Origin of the sequence: Caulobacter sp. Root1455, assembly GCF_001426905.1 — a bacterium.
Lineage (GTDB): Bacteria > Pseudomonadota > Alphaproteobacteria > Caulobacterales > Caulobacteraceae > Caulobacter.
The window spans coordinates 1-17,790 of the sequence record NZ_LMFQ01000011.1; the positions used below are offsets into that span (position 1 = coordinate 1).

General features: G+C 69.5%; 14 protein-coding genes. 6 read left to right on the forward strand and 8 right to left on the reverse strand.

Going from position 1 to position 17,790, the window contains the following annotated elements; genetic code table 11:
• Nucleotides 1–222: 222 nt before the first annotated feature.
• A complete protein-coding gene (locus ASD21_RS07140; RefSeq protein WP_056438902.1) occupies nucleotides 223–945 on the reverse strand; it encodes an energy transducer TonB family protein in 723 nt (240 codons plus the stop codon).
• Between the two features lie 197 nt (nucleotides 946–1,142).
• Between ASD21_RS07140 and ASD21_RS07145 the strand changes: the two genes are divergently transcribed.
• Nucleotides 1,143–2,012, forward strand: a complete 870-nt coding sequence (locus ASD21_RS07145) for a transglycosylase SLT domain-containing protein (protein WP_056438778.1) — start codon at nucleotides 1,143–1,145, stop codon at nucleotides 2,010–2,012.
• A gap of 177 nt (nucleotides 2,013–2,189) precedes the next feature.
• Here ASD21_RS07145 and ASD21_RS07150 read toward each other — a convergent pair whose 3' ends face one another.
• Both ASD21_RS07150 and ASD21_RS07155 read right to left on the reverse strand, forming a co-directional pair.
• A complete protein-coding gene (locus tag ASD21_RS07150; RefSeq protein WP_056438781.1) occupies nucleotides 2,190–3,377 on the reverse strand; it encodes a CaiB/BaiF CoA transferase family protein in 1,188 nt (395 codons plus the stop codon).
• A 65-nt stretch (nucleotides 3,378–3,442) separates the two neighbouring features.
• Entirely contained in the window at nucleotides 3,443–5,251 is a 1,809-nt protein-coding gene (locus ASD21_RS07155) for an ATP-binding protein (RefSeq protein WP_056438784.1), read from the reverse strand.
• A 160-nt stretch (nucleotides 5,252–5,411) separates the two neighbouring features.
• Here ASD21_RS07155 and spbR point away from each other — a divergent pair, with 160 nt between their 5' ends.
• The 3 genes from spbR (at nucleotide 5,412) to ASD21_RS07170 (ending at nucleotide 10,285) form a co-directional block, all read left to right on the forward strand.
• Entirely contained in the window at nucleotides 5,412–6,548 is a 1,137-nt protein-coding gene (spbR, locus tag ASD21_RS07160; protein ID WP_056438788.1) for a pole-localized protein SpbR, read from the forward strand.
• A gap of 207 nt (nucleotides 6,549–6,755) precedes the next feature.
• Nucleotides 6,756–7,520 carry an NUDIX hydrolase gene (locus tag ASD21_RS07165; RefSeq protein WP_056438791.1) on the forward strand — a complete coding sequence of 255 codons (765 nt, stop codon included), beginning with the start codon at nucleotides 6,756–6,758 and terminating at the stop codon, nucleotides 7,518–7,520.
• A 389-nt stretch (nucleotides 7,521–7,909) separates the two neighbouring features.
• Nucleotides 7,910–10,285 carry an arylsulfatase gene (locus ASD21_RS07170; protein WP_056438905.1) on the forward strand — a complete coding sequence of 792 codons (2,376 nt, stop codon included), beginning with the start codon at nucleotides 7,910–7,912 and terminating at the stop codon, nucleotides 10,283–10,285.
• Between the two features lie 131 nt (nucleotides 10,286–10,416).
• On the opposite strand, the gene ASD21_RS07175 is transcribed toward ASD21_RS07170, so the two are convergent.
• On the reverse strand, nucleotides 10,417–11,322 hold the full coding sequence (locus ASD21_RS07175; RefSeq protein WP_056438792.1) for a LysR substrate-binding domain-containing protein: 906 nt from the start codon (nucleotides 11,320–11,322) through the stop codon (nucleotides 10,417–10,419).
• Between the two features lie 219 nt (nucleotides 11,323–11,541).
• Here ASD21_RS07175 and ASD21_RS07180 point away from each other — a divergent pair, with 219 nt between their 5' ends.
• The gene (locus tag ASD21_RS07180; RefSeq protein WP_056438795.1) at nucleotides 11,542–12,021 is read left to right on the forward strand and encodes a transcriptional repressor; all 480 of its coding nucleotides are present in this window, start codon (nucleotides 11,542–11,544) and stop codon (nucleotides 12,019–12,021) included.
• A gap of 238 nt (nucleotides 12,022–12,259) precedes the next feature.
• Here the strand turns inward: ASD21_RS07180 and ASD21_RS07185 are convergent, their stop codons facing one another.
• The 4 genes from ASD21_RS07185 to ASD21_RS07200 are packed head-to-tail and all read right to left on the reverse strand — an operon-like array spanning nucleotide 12,260 to nucleotide 15,895.
• Nucleotides 12,260–12,943: an ABC-type transport auxiliary lipoprotein family protein gene (locus tag ASD21_RS07185; RefSeq protein WP_327019755.1), complete on the reverse strand. Its 684-nt coding sequence runs from the start codon at nucleotides 12,941–12,943 to the stop codon at nucleotides 12,260–12,262.
• Nucleotides 12,940–13,878, reverse strand: coding sequence for an MlaD family protein (locus tag ASD21_RS07190; protein WP_056438801.1), 939 nt, complete (start codon nucleotides 13,876–13,878; stop codon nucleotides 12,940–12,942). The genes ASD21_RS07185 and ASD21_RS07190 overlap by 4 nt, the downstream gene beginning before the upstream one ends.
• Nucleotides 13,878–14,750 (reverse strand): ABC transporter ATP-binding protein, encoded by an 873-nt coding sequence (locus ASD21_RS07195; protein WP_056438908.1) that lies wholly within the window; start codon nucleotides 14,748–14,750, stop codon nucleotides 13,878–13,880. Before ASD21_RS07195 ends, ASD21_RS07190 begins: the two co-directional genes overlap by 1 nt.
• A gap of 29 nt (nucleotides 14,751–14,779) precedes the next feature.
• Nucleotides 14,780–15,895, reverse strand: a complete 1,116-nt coding sequence (locus tag ASD21_RS07200) for an ABC transporter permease (protein ID WP_056438805.1) — start codon at nucleotides 15,893–15,895, stop codon at nucleotides 14,780–14,782.
• Between the two features lie 224 nt (nucleotides 15,896–16,119).
• Here ASD21_RS07200 and ASD21_RS07205 point away from each other — a divergent pair, with 224 nt between their 5' ends.
• Complete coding sequence (locus tag ASD21_RS07205; RefSeq protein ID WP_056438808.1) at nucleotides 16,120–17,649, forward strand: glucan biosynthesis protein G; 1,530 nt, start codon at nucleotides 16,120–16,122, stop codon at nucleotides 17,647–17,649.
• The last annotated feature ends 141 nt before the right edge of the window (nucleotides 17,650–17,790 follow it).

The window sequence follows — 17,790 nt, forward strand, 5'->3', positions numbered from 1 at the left end:
CAAGGAAAGCCACGCGTGAAACCGGACAGGGCGTCACCCCTCTCCCTCCCACGCCTGCGGCGCGGGTCCCTCCCTCTCCCCTCCGGGAGAGGGTGAAGAACGCGCCGCCTCCAAACAAAAACCCCGGGCCGCCGCGCTGGAAGGCGCGCGGCGACCCGGGGCTCCCCCGTGACCGAAGAGACATCGCCAGCCGTCATGTACGCCCGGCCGGCGTACGCGTTCCTAGCCTTCGGCCGCGTTGAAGCGGATCGGGATGCGGACGCTGGCCCCGTCGACGGCCTGGCCGTTCTCCATCTGCGGGCTCATCCTGAAGAACCGCGACAGCTTGATCGCCGCCTTGCCGAAGCCTTCCTCGGACGGGGTCTCGTCCAGCACGCTGCAGGCCTGGATCGAGCCGTTGGCGGCCACCGTGCAGTTCAGGGTCGCCATGCCGCCGACCCCGCGCCGCATGGCGCTTTCCGGATAGAAGCGGCTGAACTCCGAGGCCCCCGGTTTCTTCAGCCAGTTGGGGCGGGTGACCACCTTGGGCTGGGGCTCCGGCTGCGAGACCGGGCCGCGCGGCAAGTCGGTGCTCAGGTCGACAGGGCCAGGTCCCGGCTCGACCTTCGGGCCGTCGTACGGCTTGACGGGCAGCGGGTCGACCGGCGGATCAACGATCGGGACGGGTCTGTGGATCGGCGGCGGATTGGCTGTCCTCGGGACGGCCTTGTCCACCTTGGGTTCCGGAGGCGGGGGCACGGGCCTGTTGTCGATGATGGTCGGCGGCGGCTCGGGAAAATCCTTCGTGATCGGCGGGATGAACTTCTGATAGGCCAAATAGGCGAACAGGCCCGCATGAGCGCCGGCGACGATGACCAGGGCCGCGAACAGGGCCTTGGACGGCTTGCCGCGTGGGGCGTCCAAGCCAGGAATGTAGGAACCGACCGCGCCTTCGTACGCAACCATGACAACCTCCTTCAGCACCGACCGCTTGATGAAACCGGGGTCGATGGAGGAAGCCTGTCACGTCGAATTACGTTTGTAAATATTACGAGCGTAGAATTTTTACACGCGTAACTGCGGCGAGCCGCCACAGGCAAATTCTGCCGAGCCTTCCAGCTTGGTTAAGGCCCGATTAACCATGCGCGTTCACATCTTCGGGCATGGCCAACGTCACCTCCATCCGCAGCGTCGTCGAGTCGGCGATCCAGCGCGCGTCCAGCGCGACGGGCGTGGACTTCACGTTCCTGATGGGCACGGCCAAGCGCGAGAGCGGCTACAATCCCGCCGCCCGGGCGCGGACCTCGTCGGCCTCGGGCCTGTTCCAGTTCGTGGACCAGACCTGGCTGTCGACCCTGAAGAAGCACGGCGCCAAGTACGGCTACGCCCGCTACGCCGACCTGATCCAGCAGGGCGCGGACGGCAAGTACCGGGTCAGCGGCGACGAGGCCCGCAAGGCGGTGCTGGGCCTGAAGCTGGACCCGCACGCCGCCTCGCTGATGGCCGGCGAACTGGCCAGCGACCACGCCTCGTATCTGCGCGGCCGGGTGGGCCGCACGCCCACGTCCGGCGAACTCTACGCCGCCCATTTCCTGGGCCCCCAGGGCTCGGCCCGGCTGATCGAGGCCGTCGGCAATTCGCCCGGCGCCAGCGCCGCGGCCATGTTCCCGGACGCCGCGGCCGCCAACCGGTCGATCTTCTACCGTGAAGGCCGCCCGGCGACTGTCAGCGAGGTCTACGCCAACCTGACCCGGACGGGGGGCGGCGGCGAGGTTCCCTCCATGCCGGCGACCGCGTCGTCGGACACCGACCAGGGCTTCGTCCAGTACGCCACCGGCCGCCGGCTGGAGCGCATCCAGCAGCAGCAGGCGCTGGTCAGCCTGATCCTGCGCGGCTCGCAGGACGCCGACGACGGCTTCAGTCTCGTCTCGAGCGGCGGCTCGTCGGCCTCGCGAATGACCAGTTCGATGTTCTCGTCGGAAATGCTGCGCGTGTTGTCCGACGCGAGTGATGGATCGAAGAGCAAGCGGTAGGGGCTTTCCCTCCACCACCATTTCCCAAATAGCACCGTCATTCCGGGCCTTGTGCCCGGAACCCCTGGTTCAGCCGACGGTGAAGCGAAATGGCGCGCCAGCGCGCCACACCCCCGCACTTGCGGCGGACAGAGGGGTTCCGGGCACAAGGCCCGGAATGACGGCTGAAAAGGGGAGCTAGGAAGGGGCGCTCATGACGCGTTCAATCTCGTCCTCCGACCACCCGATCTCCGCCAGCACCGCCGCCGTGTGCTCGCCCAGGCCCGGCGCCGGGCCGCGCGGGCCGTCCTCCGCGCCCGGGAACCGCGCCGGTCCGGCCGGGGCGGGGAAGGTCGCGCCCTTGCCGTCCGGCGTCTCCACGAAACAGCCGGCCGCCGCCGCCTGCGGATCGGTGACCAGGTCGCGCGGCGTCTGCCAGGGGGCCCAGGTCAGGTCGCCGGCGTCGAGGGCCTTCGCCGCTTCGGCGTAATCCATGGCCCCGAACGCCGCGTCCAGGATGTCGACCAGGGCCCCGCCGTTCTCGCGGCGCAGGCGGGCGCTGGTGAAGCGAGGATCCTCGGTCAGCTCGGGGCGGCCGGCCGCCGTCGCGATCCGCGCCCAGTCGCTGGAGCCCTGGCGGGCCAGCAGGCAGATCCAGCGGCCGTCGCGGGTCTGGAAGAAGTTGGCCAGGGGCTGGATCGCCTCGCGCCGGGGCCGGGTGGAGGCCAGCTTCCCGAACCGCAGCTGGATGGCCATGTCCGAGCCGATCGCATAGACGCCGGCCCGCAGCAGCGAGGTCTCGACCAGGCGGCCGACACCCGTGCGGTGGCGTTCGTGGACGGCCGCCAGGATGGCGGACACCGTAGCCAGCGAGGTCACGTGGTCGCCCATGCCGGTGCGCAGCGGGAAGGGCTCGGCGCCCTTGGGGCCGGTGATCGCGCCCACGCCCGCCCGCGACCAGAAGGCCGCCACGTCCATGCCCGGCCGGTCGGCGTCGGGACCCTCCAGGCCATAGCCGGTCAGGCTGCAATAGATCAGGCGCGGATTGACCGCCCTGAGGGCGTCGTAGTCGAGGCCCGCCCGCGCCAGACCGGCGGGGCGGACATTGGTCAGGAAGATGTCGGCGTCCTTGACCAGGGCCTTGGCGGCGTCGCGGCCGGCCGGGGTGCGGATGTCGAGCACGACCGAGCGCTTGCCGCGGTTGTCCAGCTCGAAGATCGGGTTGGCGGCCTGGTCCGAGCCCAGGGTGTCGAAGAAGCCCCGCATCGGGTCGCCGTCGGGCGACTCGATCTTGATCACGTCGGCGCCCCAGTCGGCCATGATCCCGGCCGCGCCCGGGGCGGCGATGTAGGTGGCCAACTCGATGACCCGCAGACCGCGCAGCATCCCGTCCTCCCGCTTCTTATCGTTGAGCGGAGTGTGGACGAGTCAAACGGCTGTTGGGAAGCGGTTTAGGCGACGGCCGCCTGGCTGGAGACGCTCTTGCGCTCGAGCGTCGCCGCGTCGGCCACGGCGCGGGCCACGGCCGCGACGCTGACGGGCTTGCGCAGCACCGTGTCGGCGCCGGCGTCCAGGCACTCGCGAGCCTCGTCGGCGTCGCCGCCGATCACCGCCACGATGGCCACGTCGCGATTGGCGCCGTCCAGGGCGCGCAAGGCGGCGGCGGTTTGCGGACCGTCCAGGATCGGCATGCGGCCGTCCAGCATCACCAGGTCGAAGTCGCAGACCCGGGCCAGGTCCAGGGCGCGGCGGCCGTTCTGGGCGTGGACCACCTGGTGGCCCAACTGCTCGAGGATGGCGCGCAGCATGGCGGCGTTGAGGGCGTCGTCCTCGGCGATCAGGATCCGCAGGTTGCGGGGCGGGGCGCCGGCGGCCTCGACCGGCTGCGGGGGCTCGCCGGTGTCGGGTTCGACCGCGCTCGGGGCGTTCTCGTCGAAGGGCAGGGTCAGGGTGAAGCAACTGCCGACGCCGACGGCGCTGGTGGCCTCCAGCGCGCCGCCCATCAGCTTGGCCAGCTGGCGCGACAGCGACAGGCCCAGGCCCGCGCCGTTGACGCCCGCCCCGGTGCGCTCGACGCGCTGGAACGCCTGGAAGGCCTGGTCCATCTCTTCGCGCGACAGGCCAGGACCGGTGTCGGCCACCTCGATGGCGATCAGGTTGTCGCGGCGCTCGACCCGCACCTCGACCCGGCCGCGGACGGTGTACTTGACGGCGTTGCCGACGATGTTGGCGATGATCTGGCGGGTCCGCAGGGGATCGCCGATCGCCGCGCCCAGCTGGCGGTGCTCCAGGTCCGGCTCGACGTGGACGACCAGCTCCAGGCCCTTGGCCACGGCGTGCGGGCGGTCCAGCAGCACCAGGTCGCGGATCAGGCGCACGGGCTCGAAGGCCACGCTCTCGACGGCCAGGCGGCCGGACTCGGCGGTCTCGGAATCCAGGGTGGCGTTGAGCACCGCGACCAGGTCCTGGGCGGCGTCGAGGGCGGCGTTCAACTGTTCTCGCGAGGGGGCCGCGCGGCCGCCTTTGCCGGCGGCGGCGGCCAGCACATGGGTCACGCCGGTCAGGCCGTTGCGGATCTCGTGGCTGAGGGTGGCGACGATGTCGGACTTCGAACGGGCCGAGCGCTCGGCGGCCTCCAGCACGATCAGCCGGTCCTCCAGCAGGGCCTCGTGGGCCAGGGCTAGGGCGTGCTGGCGGCGCAGCATGCGGTTGAGGACCAGCGACAGGGCCATGGCCAGGGCGATCGCCCCGAACGCCATGACGCCGGCCCGCTCGCTCTGCGGCCGCGAGAACAGCAGGTACAGCGGCGCGACCGCCGCCAGCGGAGCGGTCAGCAGCAGGGCCAGCAGGCAGGGGGCGGCGAAGAAGATGCAGACCACGGCCGCGCCGGCCGACAGCAGCAGCAGGGTCTCGCGCACGCCGCCCGCCCCGTCGGCGAAGGCGGCCATCTGGCAGACGGCCAGCGCCCACAGCAGGCCCGACAGCACGTGCACCCGCGCGCGGCGCGTCAGGTCCCGGGCCGCGTCGGTGCGCAGCCAGGCGACCACGGCGTAGAAGACGCCCCAGTTGATCGCGAACACCGCGAAGCTGATCGCCATCCAGCCGGCGTTGCGCGCGAACGAGCAGGCCCAGACATAGATCGGCAGGCTGACGGCGAAGACGGCCAGCGCGTAGGGCAGCAGCGCGGTCTGGGCGTCGAGCGCCAGGCGGGCGTCGGCGCCGCCGTCCGCGGGGATGTTTTGTCGGCGCTCGGCGAACAAGGACTGATTCCTCGGCTGGTGAGCCGGAACCCTAGGGGATCACGGTTTGCGCCGAGTTACGGCTTATCGTTAATCTCCACACCTTTGAGGGCAAACAATCGTTAAGCATAACGGGAGATGATCCGATTCCCCGCCGTTCCGTGGGCCTTGGGGGAGATCGATGGCCACCACCCGCGCCGCCCTGACCGAACACGACATCCGCATGCTGGTGAAGGGCGCGACGCCCGACGAGCGGGCCCTGGCCGCCCACAAGCTGTGCCGCACCATCGACCGCGCCGAACTGGACGACGAGCAGCGTGTGCTGGCGGGCGAGATCCTGCGGGTGATGGCCGCCGACGCCGCCGAACTGGTCCGCCGCGCCATGGCCGTGACCCTGCGCAATTCGCCGACCCTGCCGCCCGACGTCGCCAACCGCCTGGCCCGCGACGTCGAGAGCGTATCGCTGCCGGTGATCAGCTTCTCGCCGGTGTTCAGCGACGCCGACCTGGCCGAGATCATCCGCCTGGGCGGTCCGGTGCGCCAGCTGGCCGTGGCCAAGCGCCCCAGGCTGTCGCGCAAGGTCGCGGCGCTGCTGGTCGAGGAGGGCGGCGAGGACGTCGTCGTCGCGCTCTGCGCCAACGACAGCGCGCGGATGTCCGAGAGCGCCCTGCAGCGGGTCCTGGAACGCTTCGCCAAGTCCGAGAAGGTGCTGACCGCCGTCGCCTACCGCTCGGTCCTGCCGCTGTCGGTGACCGAGCGCCTGATCGACATGGTCGGCGACCAGCTGCGCGACCACATCCTGGCCACCCACCCGCTGTCGGCCGAGCGCACGCTTGAACTGATCCTCGACACCAAGGAGCGGGCGACGATCGACCTGGTCGACCAGGCCGGCCGCGCCACCGACGTCAAGGCCTTCGCCGCCCACCTCCACGGCGTGGACCGGCTGTCGCCGTCCCTGCTGCTGCGGGCCCTGGCCCATGGCCACATGACCTTCTTCGAGTGGGGCGTAGCCGAGCTGTCCGGCGTGCCGCATCACCGCACCTGGCTGATGATCCACGACGCCGGGATCCTGGGCCTGAAGGCGATCTGCGAGCGGGCGGGCCTGCCGCCGCGCCTGTTCCCGGCCTTCCGGGCCGGCGTCGACGCCTTCCACGCCCTGGAATACGACGGCCGCCCCGGCGACCGCGAACGGTTCCAGGAGCACATGATCCAGCGCTTCCTGACCGCCTCGCCAGCCGTGTCGCGCGAGGATTCCGACTATCTGCTGGACCGCGCCGATCGCCTGGCCGAACGGGCCCGGACCGCGGTGGCGGGGTAGATCTCCCCATCATTCCGCTCATCCCGGCGAATGCCGGGACCCAGATGGAATGGCTTTGAGGCTGACGCCAAAGGCTCCGAGCTTCTCCAATCATCCACACCGCTATGGGATCTGGGTCCCGGCGTTCGCCGGGATGAGCGGGTTGAGAGCTAAACGCGCGTTCGAAATCATCTGGGCAACGCGGCGCATCGGCGCCAACCTCGTCCGATGTCAGAGCCCGTCGAAGATCCGATCCGCCCCGCCGCCACCATCCTGATGCTGCGCGACGAGCCGGCCTTCGAGGTGCTGATGGTCAAGCGGCACCATCAGATCGACTTCGCGGCCGGCGCCCTGGTCTTCCCGGGCGGCAAGAGCCACGCCGGCGACCATGACCCGGCCTGGACCGACCACGCCACGGGCTGGGAAAGCGTCGAGACCGACGGCGCGCCGCTGCGCATCGCCGCCATCCGCGAAGCCTATGAGGAGGCCGGCGTGCTGCTGGCCCGCGACGCGGCGGGCGAGATCTATGCCGGCGAGGCGGCGATCGACGTGCGGGCGGCGGTCGCCGAGGACCGCATGCCCTTCCTCGACGTGGTCCGCGAGCTGGGCCTGAAGCTGGACCTGGCGGCCCTGACCATCTTCGCCCGCTGGATCACCCCGCCGCTGATGGCCAAGCGCTTCGACACCTGGTTCTACGTCGCCCACGCGCCCCTGGCCCAATTGGCCATCTGCGACGGCCACGAGGCGGTCGACGCCGAATGGATCGCGCCGGGCGAGGCCCTGGCGCTGGCGGCCTCGGGCCAGCGCAAGGTGATCTTCCCCACGCGCATGAACCTGCAGCTGCTGGCCGAGAGCCCGCACGCGGCGGCGGCGATCGAAACGGCGCGGGCGCGGCCCCTGGTGACGGTGGAGCCGTGGGTCGACGGGCCGTCGCTGCGCATCCAGCCGGACGCGGGCTATGGGGCGGTGGCGGAGCCGCTGACGGCGCTGTAGGCGGGCGGTGAGGGGCGGCTGACCTAAGCGGCTGCCGAGCGCCAGAAGCGGACTCGAGCATCGCTCCAGAAACTCGACATTCAGCCACTCCCCGCCAAGGCACTGAACGACCCGAAGCGGGCTGTGCTCAGCCAACAAAGTTGGCATCGATAACTGGTGTCTTCCGCAAAAAGCGGAACTACGCGGTGGAAGCCGCTCCGAGAGCCGGCGGTTTCGCTCCAGAGGCAGGGTGTCTGGGCCCCGGACATAGGGTTCTCCCCGATTTCCAGCTCGGTCCGAAGCGGAGAAGGTCGTCCCGCGCAGCTTCCTTCGACAACCCTTATCGCGCCCGCTGTCGGCCGAGGCAGGATGGCTGAGCGTCGATGAGCGCCAACACGCGGAGCCCGACCATGACCGACGAAACCCATCCGCGCATGGCCGCGCAAGACGTTCTGCCGTTTCCGTCGCCGCTGTCGGGCAGCATAGCCGGGCGGACGATGCAGGAGTCCGTGTACAGCCCCAAGCCTGTTGCGTCCCGGCTGCCGGCGGACGCGCCGAACATCCTGTTCGTGCTGATCGACGATGCCGGCCCGGGGCTGCCCACACCGTTGGGCGGGGAAGTCGCCACGCCGAACCTGGCGCGGGTGATGAACGGCGGTGTGGCCTACAACCGCTTCCATTCGACTGCCATGTGTTCGCCAACGCGGGGCTCCCTGCTCACCGGTCGCAATCACCATCACATCGGCAACGGCCAGATCGCCGAGCTCGCCAATGACTGGGACGGCTACGCGGGCACCATCCCGATGAGCTGCGCCACGGTGGCGGAGGTGCTGAAGAACTACGGCTACGCCACCTCCGCCTTCGGCAAATGGCACAACACCCCCGCGCTGGAGACAACCGCCGCCGGCCCGTTCCACAACTGGCCCACGGGGCTCGGGTTCGAGTATTTCTACGGCTTCCTGGCCGGTGAGGCGTCGCAGTACGAGCCGCATCTGGTCCGCAACACAACCGTGGTCCCGCCGCCGAAAACGGCGGAAGAAGGCTATCACCTCAGCGAAGACCTGGCTGACGACTCCATCCACTGGCTGCGCCAGCACAAGGCCCTTCGGCCGGACAAGCCGTTCATGATGTACTGGGCCAGCGGCGCCATCCACGGCCCGCATCAGGTCATGAAGGAGTGGGCCGACAAGTACGCCGGTAAGTTCGATGATGGCTGGGACGCCTATCGTGAACGCGTCCATCAACGAGCCAAGGATAGCGGCTGGATTTCGGCCGACGCCGAACTGACCGCCCGGGCCGAAACCCTTCAGGGGTGGGACGAGATTCCCGAGGACGAGAAGCCTTTCCAGCGCCGGCTGATGGAAGTCGCGGCCGGCTTCGCCGAGCACGTCGACCATCAGGTCGGCCGTCTGCTCGATGAACTCGAAGCTTTGGGCTACGACGACAACACCCTGGTCTTCTACATGTGGGGTGACAACGGCTCGTCCGGCGAGGGGCAGCTGGGCACCATCAGCGAGCTGCTGGCCCAGAACATGATCCCGACCAAGGTGTCGGACCATATTCGGGCGCTCGACGAACTGGGCGGGCTCGATATGCTGGGGTCTCCCAAGACCGACAACCAGTATCATGCGGCCTGGGCCTGGGCGGGCAGCACGCCCTACAAGGGCATGAAGCTGGTGGCCTCGCATCTGGGCGGCACCCGCAACCCGCTGGCCGTCCGTTGGCCCAGCAAGATCAAGCCTGACGCTACGCCGCGCAGCCAGTTTCATCACGTCAACGACATCGTTCCGACGATCTACGAGGTGGTCGGCATCACACCGCCACGCGTCGTCAACGGCTTCCCCCAGGACCCAATTCACGGCGTGAGCCTGGCCTATTCGTTCAACGATGGTGCTGCGCCCGGTCGGCTCCTGACCCAGTATTTCGAGATCATGGGCAGCCGCTCGATTTATCACGACGGCTGGATGGCCTCGGCGTTCGGACCGCGTGAGCCCTGGGCCTCGGGCGCGCCCAAGGGCGGCCCCAACTGGAGCCCTGACGACGATGCCTGGGAGCTTTACGACCTGACCAAGGACTGGTCCCAGGCCAAGGACCTGGCCCAGGAGATGCCCGCCAAGCTGGCCCAAATGAAGGAGCTCTTCGCCATGGAGGCGGCGAGGAACAAGGTCTACCCGGTCGGCGGAGGACTGTGGGTGCCCTTCCTGCATCCCGAACTTCGGATCGCTTCGCCGTATCACGAATGGACGTTCACCGGCGACATCAACCGCATTCCGGAAGTCGCCGCGCCCACCTTGGGCAACAAGCCAAACATCGTGACCATTGACGCCGATCTGCCCGCTGATCCGAAGGGCGTTCTCTATGCCCTGGGCAGCGGTTCAGGTGGGCTCACCTGCTATATCGACAACGGTCAGATCACTTACGAGTACAACCTCTTCATCATCCAGCGGACCAAGATCAGGTCCATCGGCCCGCTTCCGACCGGGCGCACCAAGATCCAGATTGAGACGTCCTATGTGGAAGCCCGTCCCGCCGGGCCGCTGAACGTCACGATCAAGGTCAACGACGTGATTGTCGGCGAAGGCGTCGTGCCGATGAACGCGCCGCTGTTGTTCACAGCCAACGACTGCCTGGACGTTGGCCTGTGCCTAGGGTCGCCGGTATCGGAGGACTATTACGACCGCGCGCCGTTTGCGTTCAACGGCGCGATCCATACCATGAAGGTGCAGTACGTGCCGGCTGAGGCGAAGGCGTCGGAGGGTCCAAGCGAGGCGGTCGCCGCAGAGTAGTTCCGCTCCTCGCAAACACCCTTCTCCGCCGATCCGAGGGTCTGCATCAGGCCGAGTCGCGCCAGAGGCAGACATCCAACCCAGCGCGACGGATGTCCGCGTTGAAGCGAAAGGCCGACTTCGGACCCCCCCTAAACCGCCCCCGCCGCCGCGCCCTCGGCGAAGCCGCGCAGGCGTGTGGCGATGACCTCGCCCACCGCCTCGACCGCCGCGCGGCGCGGGAAGTGGGCGCGCCAGGCGATGCGCACGGTGCGGCCGGCCCGGGCCGCCAGGGGCCGCAGTACGATGCCGGCGTCCTGGGCCGCGCCGGCCGCCAGCCCGGGGATCAGCGTCGTCCCGTAACCGGCCGCCACCATGTTGAGCAGGGTCGGCAGGCTGGCCGCCCGCAGGGGGCCGCCCAGCGCCGCGTCGCCGCCGCAGGCCTCCACGGTCTGGTCGCGCAGGCAGTGGCCGTCGGCCAGCACCAGGATGTCGCGCGCCAGGTCGGTCTCCCGGATCACCGAGCGCCCCGCCAGCGGATGCTCGGGGGGCAGGGCGGCCAGGAAGGGTTCGGCGAACAGCGGCCGGCTAACCAGGTCGGGTCCGTCCACCTCGGTCGCCAGCAGGGCGGCGTCCAGCTCGTGGGCGCGCAGCCGCTCGAGCAGGGCGTCGGTCTGGTCTTCCCACGGCTCCAGCTCCAGCATCGGCAGCGCCTGGCGCAGCGGCGCGAAGATCAGCGGCAGCAGATAGGGCGCCAGGGTCGGAATGATGCCCAGCCGGAAGCGCCCCGACAGCGGGTCGCGCAGATTGCGCGCGGTGGCCAGGATGGCCTCGGCCGAGGTCACCGCGTCGCGGGCGTGGCCGACCAGCTGCAGGCAGGCGGCGGTCGGGGCGGCGGTCTTGCTGGTGCGCTCGAACAGCGCCACGCCCATCAGGTCCTCGAGCTTGCGGATCTGCACCGACAGGGTCGGCTGGCTGACGCCGCAGGCCCGGGCGGCCCGCCCGAAATGCTCATGCTCGACCACGGCCAACAGGTAGCTGAGATCTCGAAGGTTCATAGGCCTGGCCTATAGGATCGATTGAGATTTGTTGCTTCTCTTTATCACGATCATGGGCAAATTGGGAGCCAGGCCATCGTGGAAGCCCGTGTCGAGGTTTTCGCGGCGGCCCGATCCGGCGGCGGATCCGGATCGTTTCGACGGCGCCTGAGTTCCAGTCTGCAAGATCGCGGCGACGCGCGACCGCGATAATCCCCGGCGCCTTGGGAGGACGCTAGGATGCCCCATACGGTGGAAGCCGTGCTGCGGGAGGAGCTGCGCCGCGCCGGCCTGGCCGGGCACGGCGCCTTGCCGCGTCTGCTGGCCCTGTTGCGCGCCTCGCCGGAGGTGCATCTGACCCTGGCGGAGGCGGCCGACCTGGTCGCCGAGGCGGGTCTTGCGATCACCTCGGGCGAACTGGCCCGCCAGCTGGAGCTGCTCGCCGACCACGGGCTGGTCGGCCGGTTGCCCACGACGACGACGGAGCTGGTGTTCGACACCGTGCCCGAGCCGCATTCCCACCTCGTCTACGAAGAGTCGGGGCAGGTCGTGGACCTGCACGTCTCGGCCGACACCCTGCTGGCCATGGTCCGCGACGCCCTGGCCAAGCGGCCCGACAGCGTGGAGATCACGGTGCGCTTTCGCCGCGATCCGGCGACGGCGCCCGCGTCCGCGGCCAGGATCGCGGCTGACCGCGCCGGGCTGGATCCGGAGTCCTGAGCCTAGGGACATCTAGAGCGCATCGACATTCAGCGTTTCAGGCCGCTCGACCAACTTTGAACCATCCCTTCAACCGTCATTCCCGCCCTTGTGGCGGGAACCCCTCGTTCAGCTGACGGTGAAGCGCCTTGGCGCGCTGGCGCGCCACATCAACGCTCGTGCGGCGGAGAAAGGGGTTCCCGCCACAAGGGCGGGAATGACGAGCAAATTGGAGAACCAGCGTGAAGGTCGATCTTGCTCAGCCCGGCGGGAGCTTTCCGCCCGCGTCGCTGACCCAGGTCACGATCTCCGTCAGCACCTTGCTGACGGCCTGGTCGTAGGCCGGCACGATGGCGCCGAGGCGGTTGTCGGCGGCCTTGACCCGGGCCACGAACACCTGGTCGCCGACCAGGGCGCGGTCGTTGCTGCGGGTCATCACGGCGCGGATCTCGACCAGCACCTCGGGCGGGGCCTTGGGGCCGTCGACATAGACGGTCTCGAACGAGCGGACTTCCAGGCGCAGGGCCATGGCCGCCTTGAGGGCCTCGCCGCGCGTGACCAGCCGGGCGCGGCTGTTGTCGCCCTCGAAGGCCCGGGCCACGGCCTCGTCGAACAGCACGATGGCCGGCGAGACCCAGCGGGCGTCCGAGATATAGGCGGCCTCGCCGTCGGTCACCGACAGCAGGCGGTCGCTCATCGCCGCGCGGTTGAAGACGGTCGGGGTCTTGAAGACCCCGAAGCTCTTCTCGGTCGCGGGCCTGGAGCTCTCCGCCGCGACATGGCCGAAGCGGTAGAGACCGGCGGGCTTGGTCTTGGGGAACAGGCTGATGCAGCCGGTCAGCGCCACGGCGACGACGGCGACCGCCAGCGACCGCAGGACGGCGCGCCCGATGCTCGCGGGAGGGCGACCAACAGGAGGAAGGCTCATGGGAAGAGTGCTCACGGCTTGACCTCCAGTTCCTTGGCCGGCGCCTTGCCGACCAGGGCGCGCGGGTTCTGTTCGACTTCGCTGACCAGTCGGTCCAGGGACTCGGCGGCCGATTGCAGGGTGACGACGGCCGACGACAGCTGCGGCAGACCGGTGGTGGCGAAATCGCTGGTTGGGCCTTCCAGCTTGCCGACCATGCCGCGCACGTCCTTGGCCGTGGCCTTCAGCTCGTCGGCGGCTTCGGCCAGGTTGTTGAGCGTGCGCTTGGCGTCGCCGTTGGCCAGGCCGTTGACGGAGTCCGACAGTTCGCCGATCTTGGTCGAGGTGGTCTCGATGCTCTGCAGGGCCTTCTGCGCGTCGGCGATGATCGCCTTGCGCTCGCGCAGCTCGGCGGTGACCGACTGGATGTCGCTGAGCGAGGCGCTGAAGGTCTTGACGTTGTCGTCCGACAGCACCCGGTTGACGCGGTCCAGGGCCTCGATGGTGCGGGTCAGCACCGTGCCGCCGCCTTCCAGCAGGTCGGACAGGGCGCTGCGCTGGCTGCGGATCACCGGCACCTCGTCCTTCTTGACGGTGCTTTTCAGCAGCGGCTTGGCCGGCGCGCCGGCGGTGATCTGCACATAGTTCACGCCGGTGATGCCCTGGGGCTCCAGCGTGGCGAAGCTGTCGGTCTTGATCGGCACGTCCGAGGTGACGCGGACCCGGGCGATGACGCGGTTGGGGTCGGACTTGTCCAGGGCGATCTTGGTGACCTCGCCGACCTTGATGCCGTTGAAGTGCACCTCGCCGCCGTCCGACAGGCCGCGCACGGGCCCGACGAACAGGACGTCATACAGGTCGTATTCCTGGTTGAAGCTCAGCTTGGCCAGCCAGACGGCGAAGATCAGCAGCCCCATGAACAGGATCAGGGTGGCCGCGCCCACCAAGGCGTAGTTGGCGTTTCTTTCCATCAGCTCGTCCTCGGTGTCGCCTGGGGCGCCGGCTCGGTAGGGGCTCGGGGCGTCGAATGGCTGGCGGCCGCGCGACCGCGCGGCCCCATGAAGTATTCCTGAATCCAGGGGTGGTCGTTCTTCTCCAGCTCGTGGACGGAGCCGGTGGCGACGACCTTCTTGTCGGCGATGACCGCGATGCGGTCGGTGATCTCGTACAGGGTGTCCAGGTCGTGGGTGATCATGAACACCGTCAGGTCCAGGCTGTCGGACAGGTCCTTGATCAGGGTGTCGAAGGCCGCGGCGCTGATCGGGTCGAGGCCGGCGGTGGGCTCGTCCAGGAACAGCAGCTCGGGGTCCATGGCCAGGGCGCGGGCCAGGCCCGCGCGCTTGCGCATGCCGCCCGACAGCTCGGCGGGCTTGAGGTTGCCGGCCCGGGCGGGCAGGCCGACCAGGGCGATCTTCAGGTCGGCCAAGTGCTCGATCTCGCCCTTGGGCAGGCGGGTGTGCTCGTGCAGCGGCGCGGCCACGTTCTCGCGCACGGTCAGGTTCGAGAACAGCGCCCCCTGCTGGAACAGCACGCCCCAGCGGCGCTCGATGATGTTCCAGCGCTTGCGCGAGGCGTCGGCCATGTCCTGGCCGAACAGCTTGACCGAGCCGCCGTCGGGGATCTTCAGGCCGATGATGGTGTTGAGCAGCACCGACTTGCCCGAGCCCGAGCCGCCGACCACCCCGAGCACCTCGCCGCGATTGGCGGTCAGGTCCAGGCCGTCGTGGATGACGTTGTCGCCGAACCGCGACACCAGGCCCGTGACCCGGATCGGCGGCGCCTCGGCCGTCGACGCGGTCTCGTCCTCGCCCTGGGGGGCGGCCGTCGACTGGGCCTTGGCCAGAGCCTTGGATTGGGACGATTTGGCCGCGCTCACAGGTCCAGTTCCATGTAGATCAGGGCGAACACCGCATCGATGGCGATGATCGCGAAGATGGCGTGGACCACGGCGGCGGTGACCCGCCGGCCCAGCGACTCGACGTCGTTGCCGACCTCCATGCCCTGGCGGCAGCCGATGGCGGCGATGACCATGGCCATCACCGGCGCCTTCGACAGGCCGATCCAGTAGTGCTGCACGCCGACGGAGTCCTGCATGCGCTGCAGGAAGAAGGTCGGCGACAGGTCGAGCACGGCCCAGGTGACCAGCATGCCGCCGGCCAGGCCCGCCAGGGTGGCCACGAAGGTCAGCAGCGGAATGGTCAGCAGCAGGGCGGCGAAGCGCGGCAGGACCAGGGCCTCGTAGGGATCGACCCCCATCACCTGCATGGCGTCGATCTCCTGGTTCATCTTCATCGAGCCGATCTCGGCCGCGAAGCTGGAGGCCGAGCGGCCGGCCAGCAGGATGGCGGTGATCAGGATGTTGAACTCGCGCAGCACCGAGATGCCGATCAGCTCGACGGCGAACACCTGGGCCCCGAACTGGGTCAGCAGGTTGGCCCCCAGCAGGGCGACGACCGCGCCGATGAAGAAGGTGGTGGTGGCGACGATCGGGATGGCGTCCAGGCCGGCGCGCTCGGCCAGGGCCACGACCGGCGCCCAGCGGATCCGGCTTGGCTTGACGATGCAGCGGCCGATGGCGACCAGCAGGTGGCCCAGGAAGGCCAGGGTGCCGTAGAGATCGTCGCCCAGACCGTAGACGCCGCGCCCGATACGCTCCAGCAGGGCGGTGAAGCCCTTGCGCGCCGGCGCGGCCTCGGGCTCGACCTGGATGGCGTCGTCGACCAGCTGCAGCAGCCGCAGGACCCGGGGACCGGCCTTGATTCTGCCCGCGCTGATCCGGCCGTCGGCGGCGCGGATGATGGCGTAGGCGCCGGCGGTGTCGCAGCGGCTGATGTCGCTGAGGTCCAGGTCGACGGCCTTGGAGCCCTCCATGGCCTGGACCAGGCGCTCGCCGGCGTCGACCATGCCGCGGGCGGTCCAGTCCCCCGAGAGCACGGCCGTCTTGTGGCCGGCGGTCTCCTTGAGGGTGAAATCAGCCGGAGCGCCCATGAAGTCTTGTCGGTCCCTCTGTCCGCCGGCGAACCTTATCAAGTCGCCCGACCAAGCCCAAACGTGCCAAGGCCAGGCTTGTTGCAACGCTTGCAGCGTTAGAAATAGGCGGGCGCGCCGCGTCGCGCCAGCGGGCATGTCCAGATCGGGGCGAAACCGCGAACCCTTGTCGCTAAAGGTGCGTTCTATGGCGCGCAACGGGGGCGTTGCTCTAGAAGGCCCGCATGGTCTCAAGTTTGGTCAACCGCCGCGCGGCGCTGCGCGGTCTTTCGCTGTCGGCGGTCCTCGCCCTGGCGCCGCGCCTGGCCGCGGCGGCGCAGACGCCCGCCGTCGACGACGCCGTCAGCCAGCCGTTCTCGGTCGAGGGGCTGCGCGACCGGGCCCGGAGCCTGGCCGCCGCGCCCTACGCCAAGCCGCCCGCGCCGCCGACCATGACCGGCCTGTCCTACGACGACTACTTCCGCATCCGCTTCCGGCAGGAAGCCGACCTCTGGAAGGACCGTCGGCCGGCGTTCCGGGCCGAGTTCTTTCCGCCCGCGTGGCTGTATCCGCGTCCGCTGCCGATCTACGAGGTCGCCGCCGGCCTGGCGCGGCCGATCGTCTTCGACCCGGCGATGTTCGACATCCCCGGCGAGCACGCCGACGTCGCCAAGAGCTGGAGCGGCTTCTCCGGCTTTCGCCTGCTGTGGCCGCTGAACGAGGCCGACAAGATGGACGAGGTGGCGGTGTTCCAGGGCGCCAGCTATTTCCGCAGCCTGGGCCGGGGCCAGCGCTACGGCCTGTCGGCGCGCGGCCTGGCGATCGGGGCCGGCGAGCCGAACGAGGAATTCCCCGACTTCACCGCCTTCTGGCTGGAACGTCCTGCCATTGATGGCGATGCGGTGCTGGTCCACGCCCTGATGGACAGTCCCAGCTGCGCGGGCGTCTACAGCTTCACGATCCGCCCGGGCGAGGACGTGACGTTCGACGTCGCCGCCAGCGTCTTCCCGCGCACGGCCGTGACCAAGGCGGGCGTGGCGGCGATGAGCAGCATGTTCCTGTTCAACGTGGCGGATCCGTCGCCGCTCCAGGACTATCGCACCGCCGTGCATGACAGCGACGGCCTGGCGATCTGGACGGGGCGGGGCGAGCACATCTGGCGCGTGCTGCAGAACCCCAAGGCCCACCGCCTGAGCAACTTTCCGGACGAGAACCCCAAGGGCTTCGGCCTGGTGCAGCGCGCCCGGGCGCTGGAAGATTTCGGCGACCTGCAGGCCCGCTACGACCTGCGGCCCAGCCTGTGGGTCGAGCCCCTGGACGCCTGGGGCGAGGGCGCGGTGCACCTGGCCGAGCTGGCCACCACCAAGGAGAGCGACGACAACATCGCCATGTTCTGGCGGCCCAAGGCGCCGTGGACGGCCGGGACCCAGGTCGACCTGCGCTATCGGCTGCACTGGGGCCAGGAGCGCTTCGCCAGCCCCGACGCTCGGGTGTTCCGCACCCGCACCGGGGCCGACGCCCAGGCCGGCCTGCGGCTGTTCACCGTCGATCTGCAGGGCGGGGCCCTGGCCGAGGGGCTGGACGGGGTGGCGATGGACCTCCAGGCCCAGGGCGGCGAGATCGTCTGGCGCGACCTGTCGCCCTATCCGGACGAGGCCTCGGCCCGCGTCGCGTTCGGCGTGCGGCCCAAGGCGGCGAGCATGGACCTGTCCCTGCGCCTGACCCGCGGCGACCAGGCGATCTCGGAGACCTGGCGGTATCTCTGGACGGCCTAGGGCCTATCGATTTTCAAGTCTGGTGCGTGGTCCTCGTCCTTCGACAAGCTGCAGGATGAGAACCAAGTGCAGGCGGCGGCGCTAGAAAACCTCATCCCGGGCTTGTCGAAGGACGAGGTTTTCGTTCCCCCCGCCCAAGTC

Excerpts from the sequence above, each read along its gene's own strand:
- ASD21_RS07180 (WP_056438795.1), top strand. The coding sequence starts at position 11,542 with ATGCCCCATACGGTGGAAGCCGTGCTGCGGGAGGAGCTGCGCCGCGCC.
- ASD21_RS07175 (WP_056438792.1), bottom strand. The coding sequence starts at position 11,322 with ATGAACCTTCGAGATCTCAGCTACCTGTTGGCCGTGGTCGAGCATGAG.
- ASD21_RS07145 (WP_056438778.1), top strand. The coding sequence starts at position 1,143 with ATGGCCAACGTCACCTCCATCCGCAGCGTCGTCGAGTCGGCGATCCAG.
- ASD21_RS07165 (WP_056438791.1), top strand. The coding sequence starts at position 6,756 with ATGTCAGAGCCCGTCGAAGATCCGATCCGCCCCGCCGCCACCATCCTG.
- spbR (WP_056438788.1), top strand. The coding sequence starts at position 5,412 with ATGGCCACCACCCGCGCCGCCCTGACCGAACACGACATCCGCATGCTG.
- ASD21_RS07170 (WP_056438905.1), top strand. The coding sequence starts at position 7,910 with ATGACCGACGAAACCCATCCGCGCATGGCCGCGCAAGACGTTCTGCCG.
- ASD21_RS07200 (WP_056438805.1), bottom strand. The coding sequence starts at position 15,895 with ATGGGCGCTCCGGCTGATTTCACCCTCAAGGAGACCGCCGGCCACAAG.
- ASD21_RS07140 (WP_056438902.1), bottom strand. The coding sequence starts at position 945 with ATGGTTGCGTACGAAGGCGCGGTCGGTTCCTACATTCCTGGCTTGGAC.
- ASD21_RS07190 (WP_056438801.1), bottom strand. The coding sequence starts at position 13,878 with ATGGAAAGAAACGCCAACTACGCCTTGGTGGGCGCGGCCACCCTGATC.
- ASD21_RS07150 (WP_056438781.1), bottom strand. The coding sequence starts at position 3,377 with ATGCTGCGCGGTCTGCGGGTCATCGAGTTGGCCACCTACATCGCCGCC.
- ASD21_RS07205 (WP_056438808.1), top strand. The coding sequence starts at position 16,120 with ATGGTCTCAAGTTTGGTCAACCGCCGCGCGGCGCTGCGCGGTCTTTCG.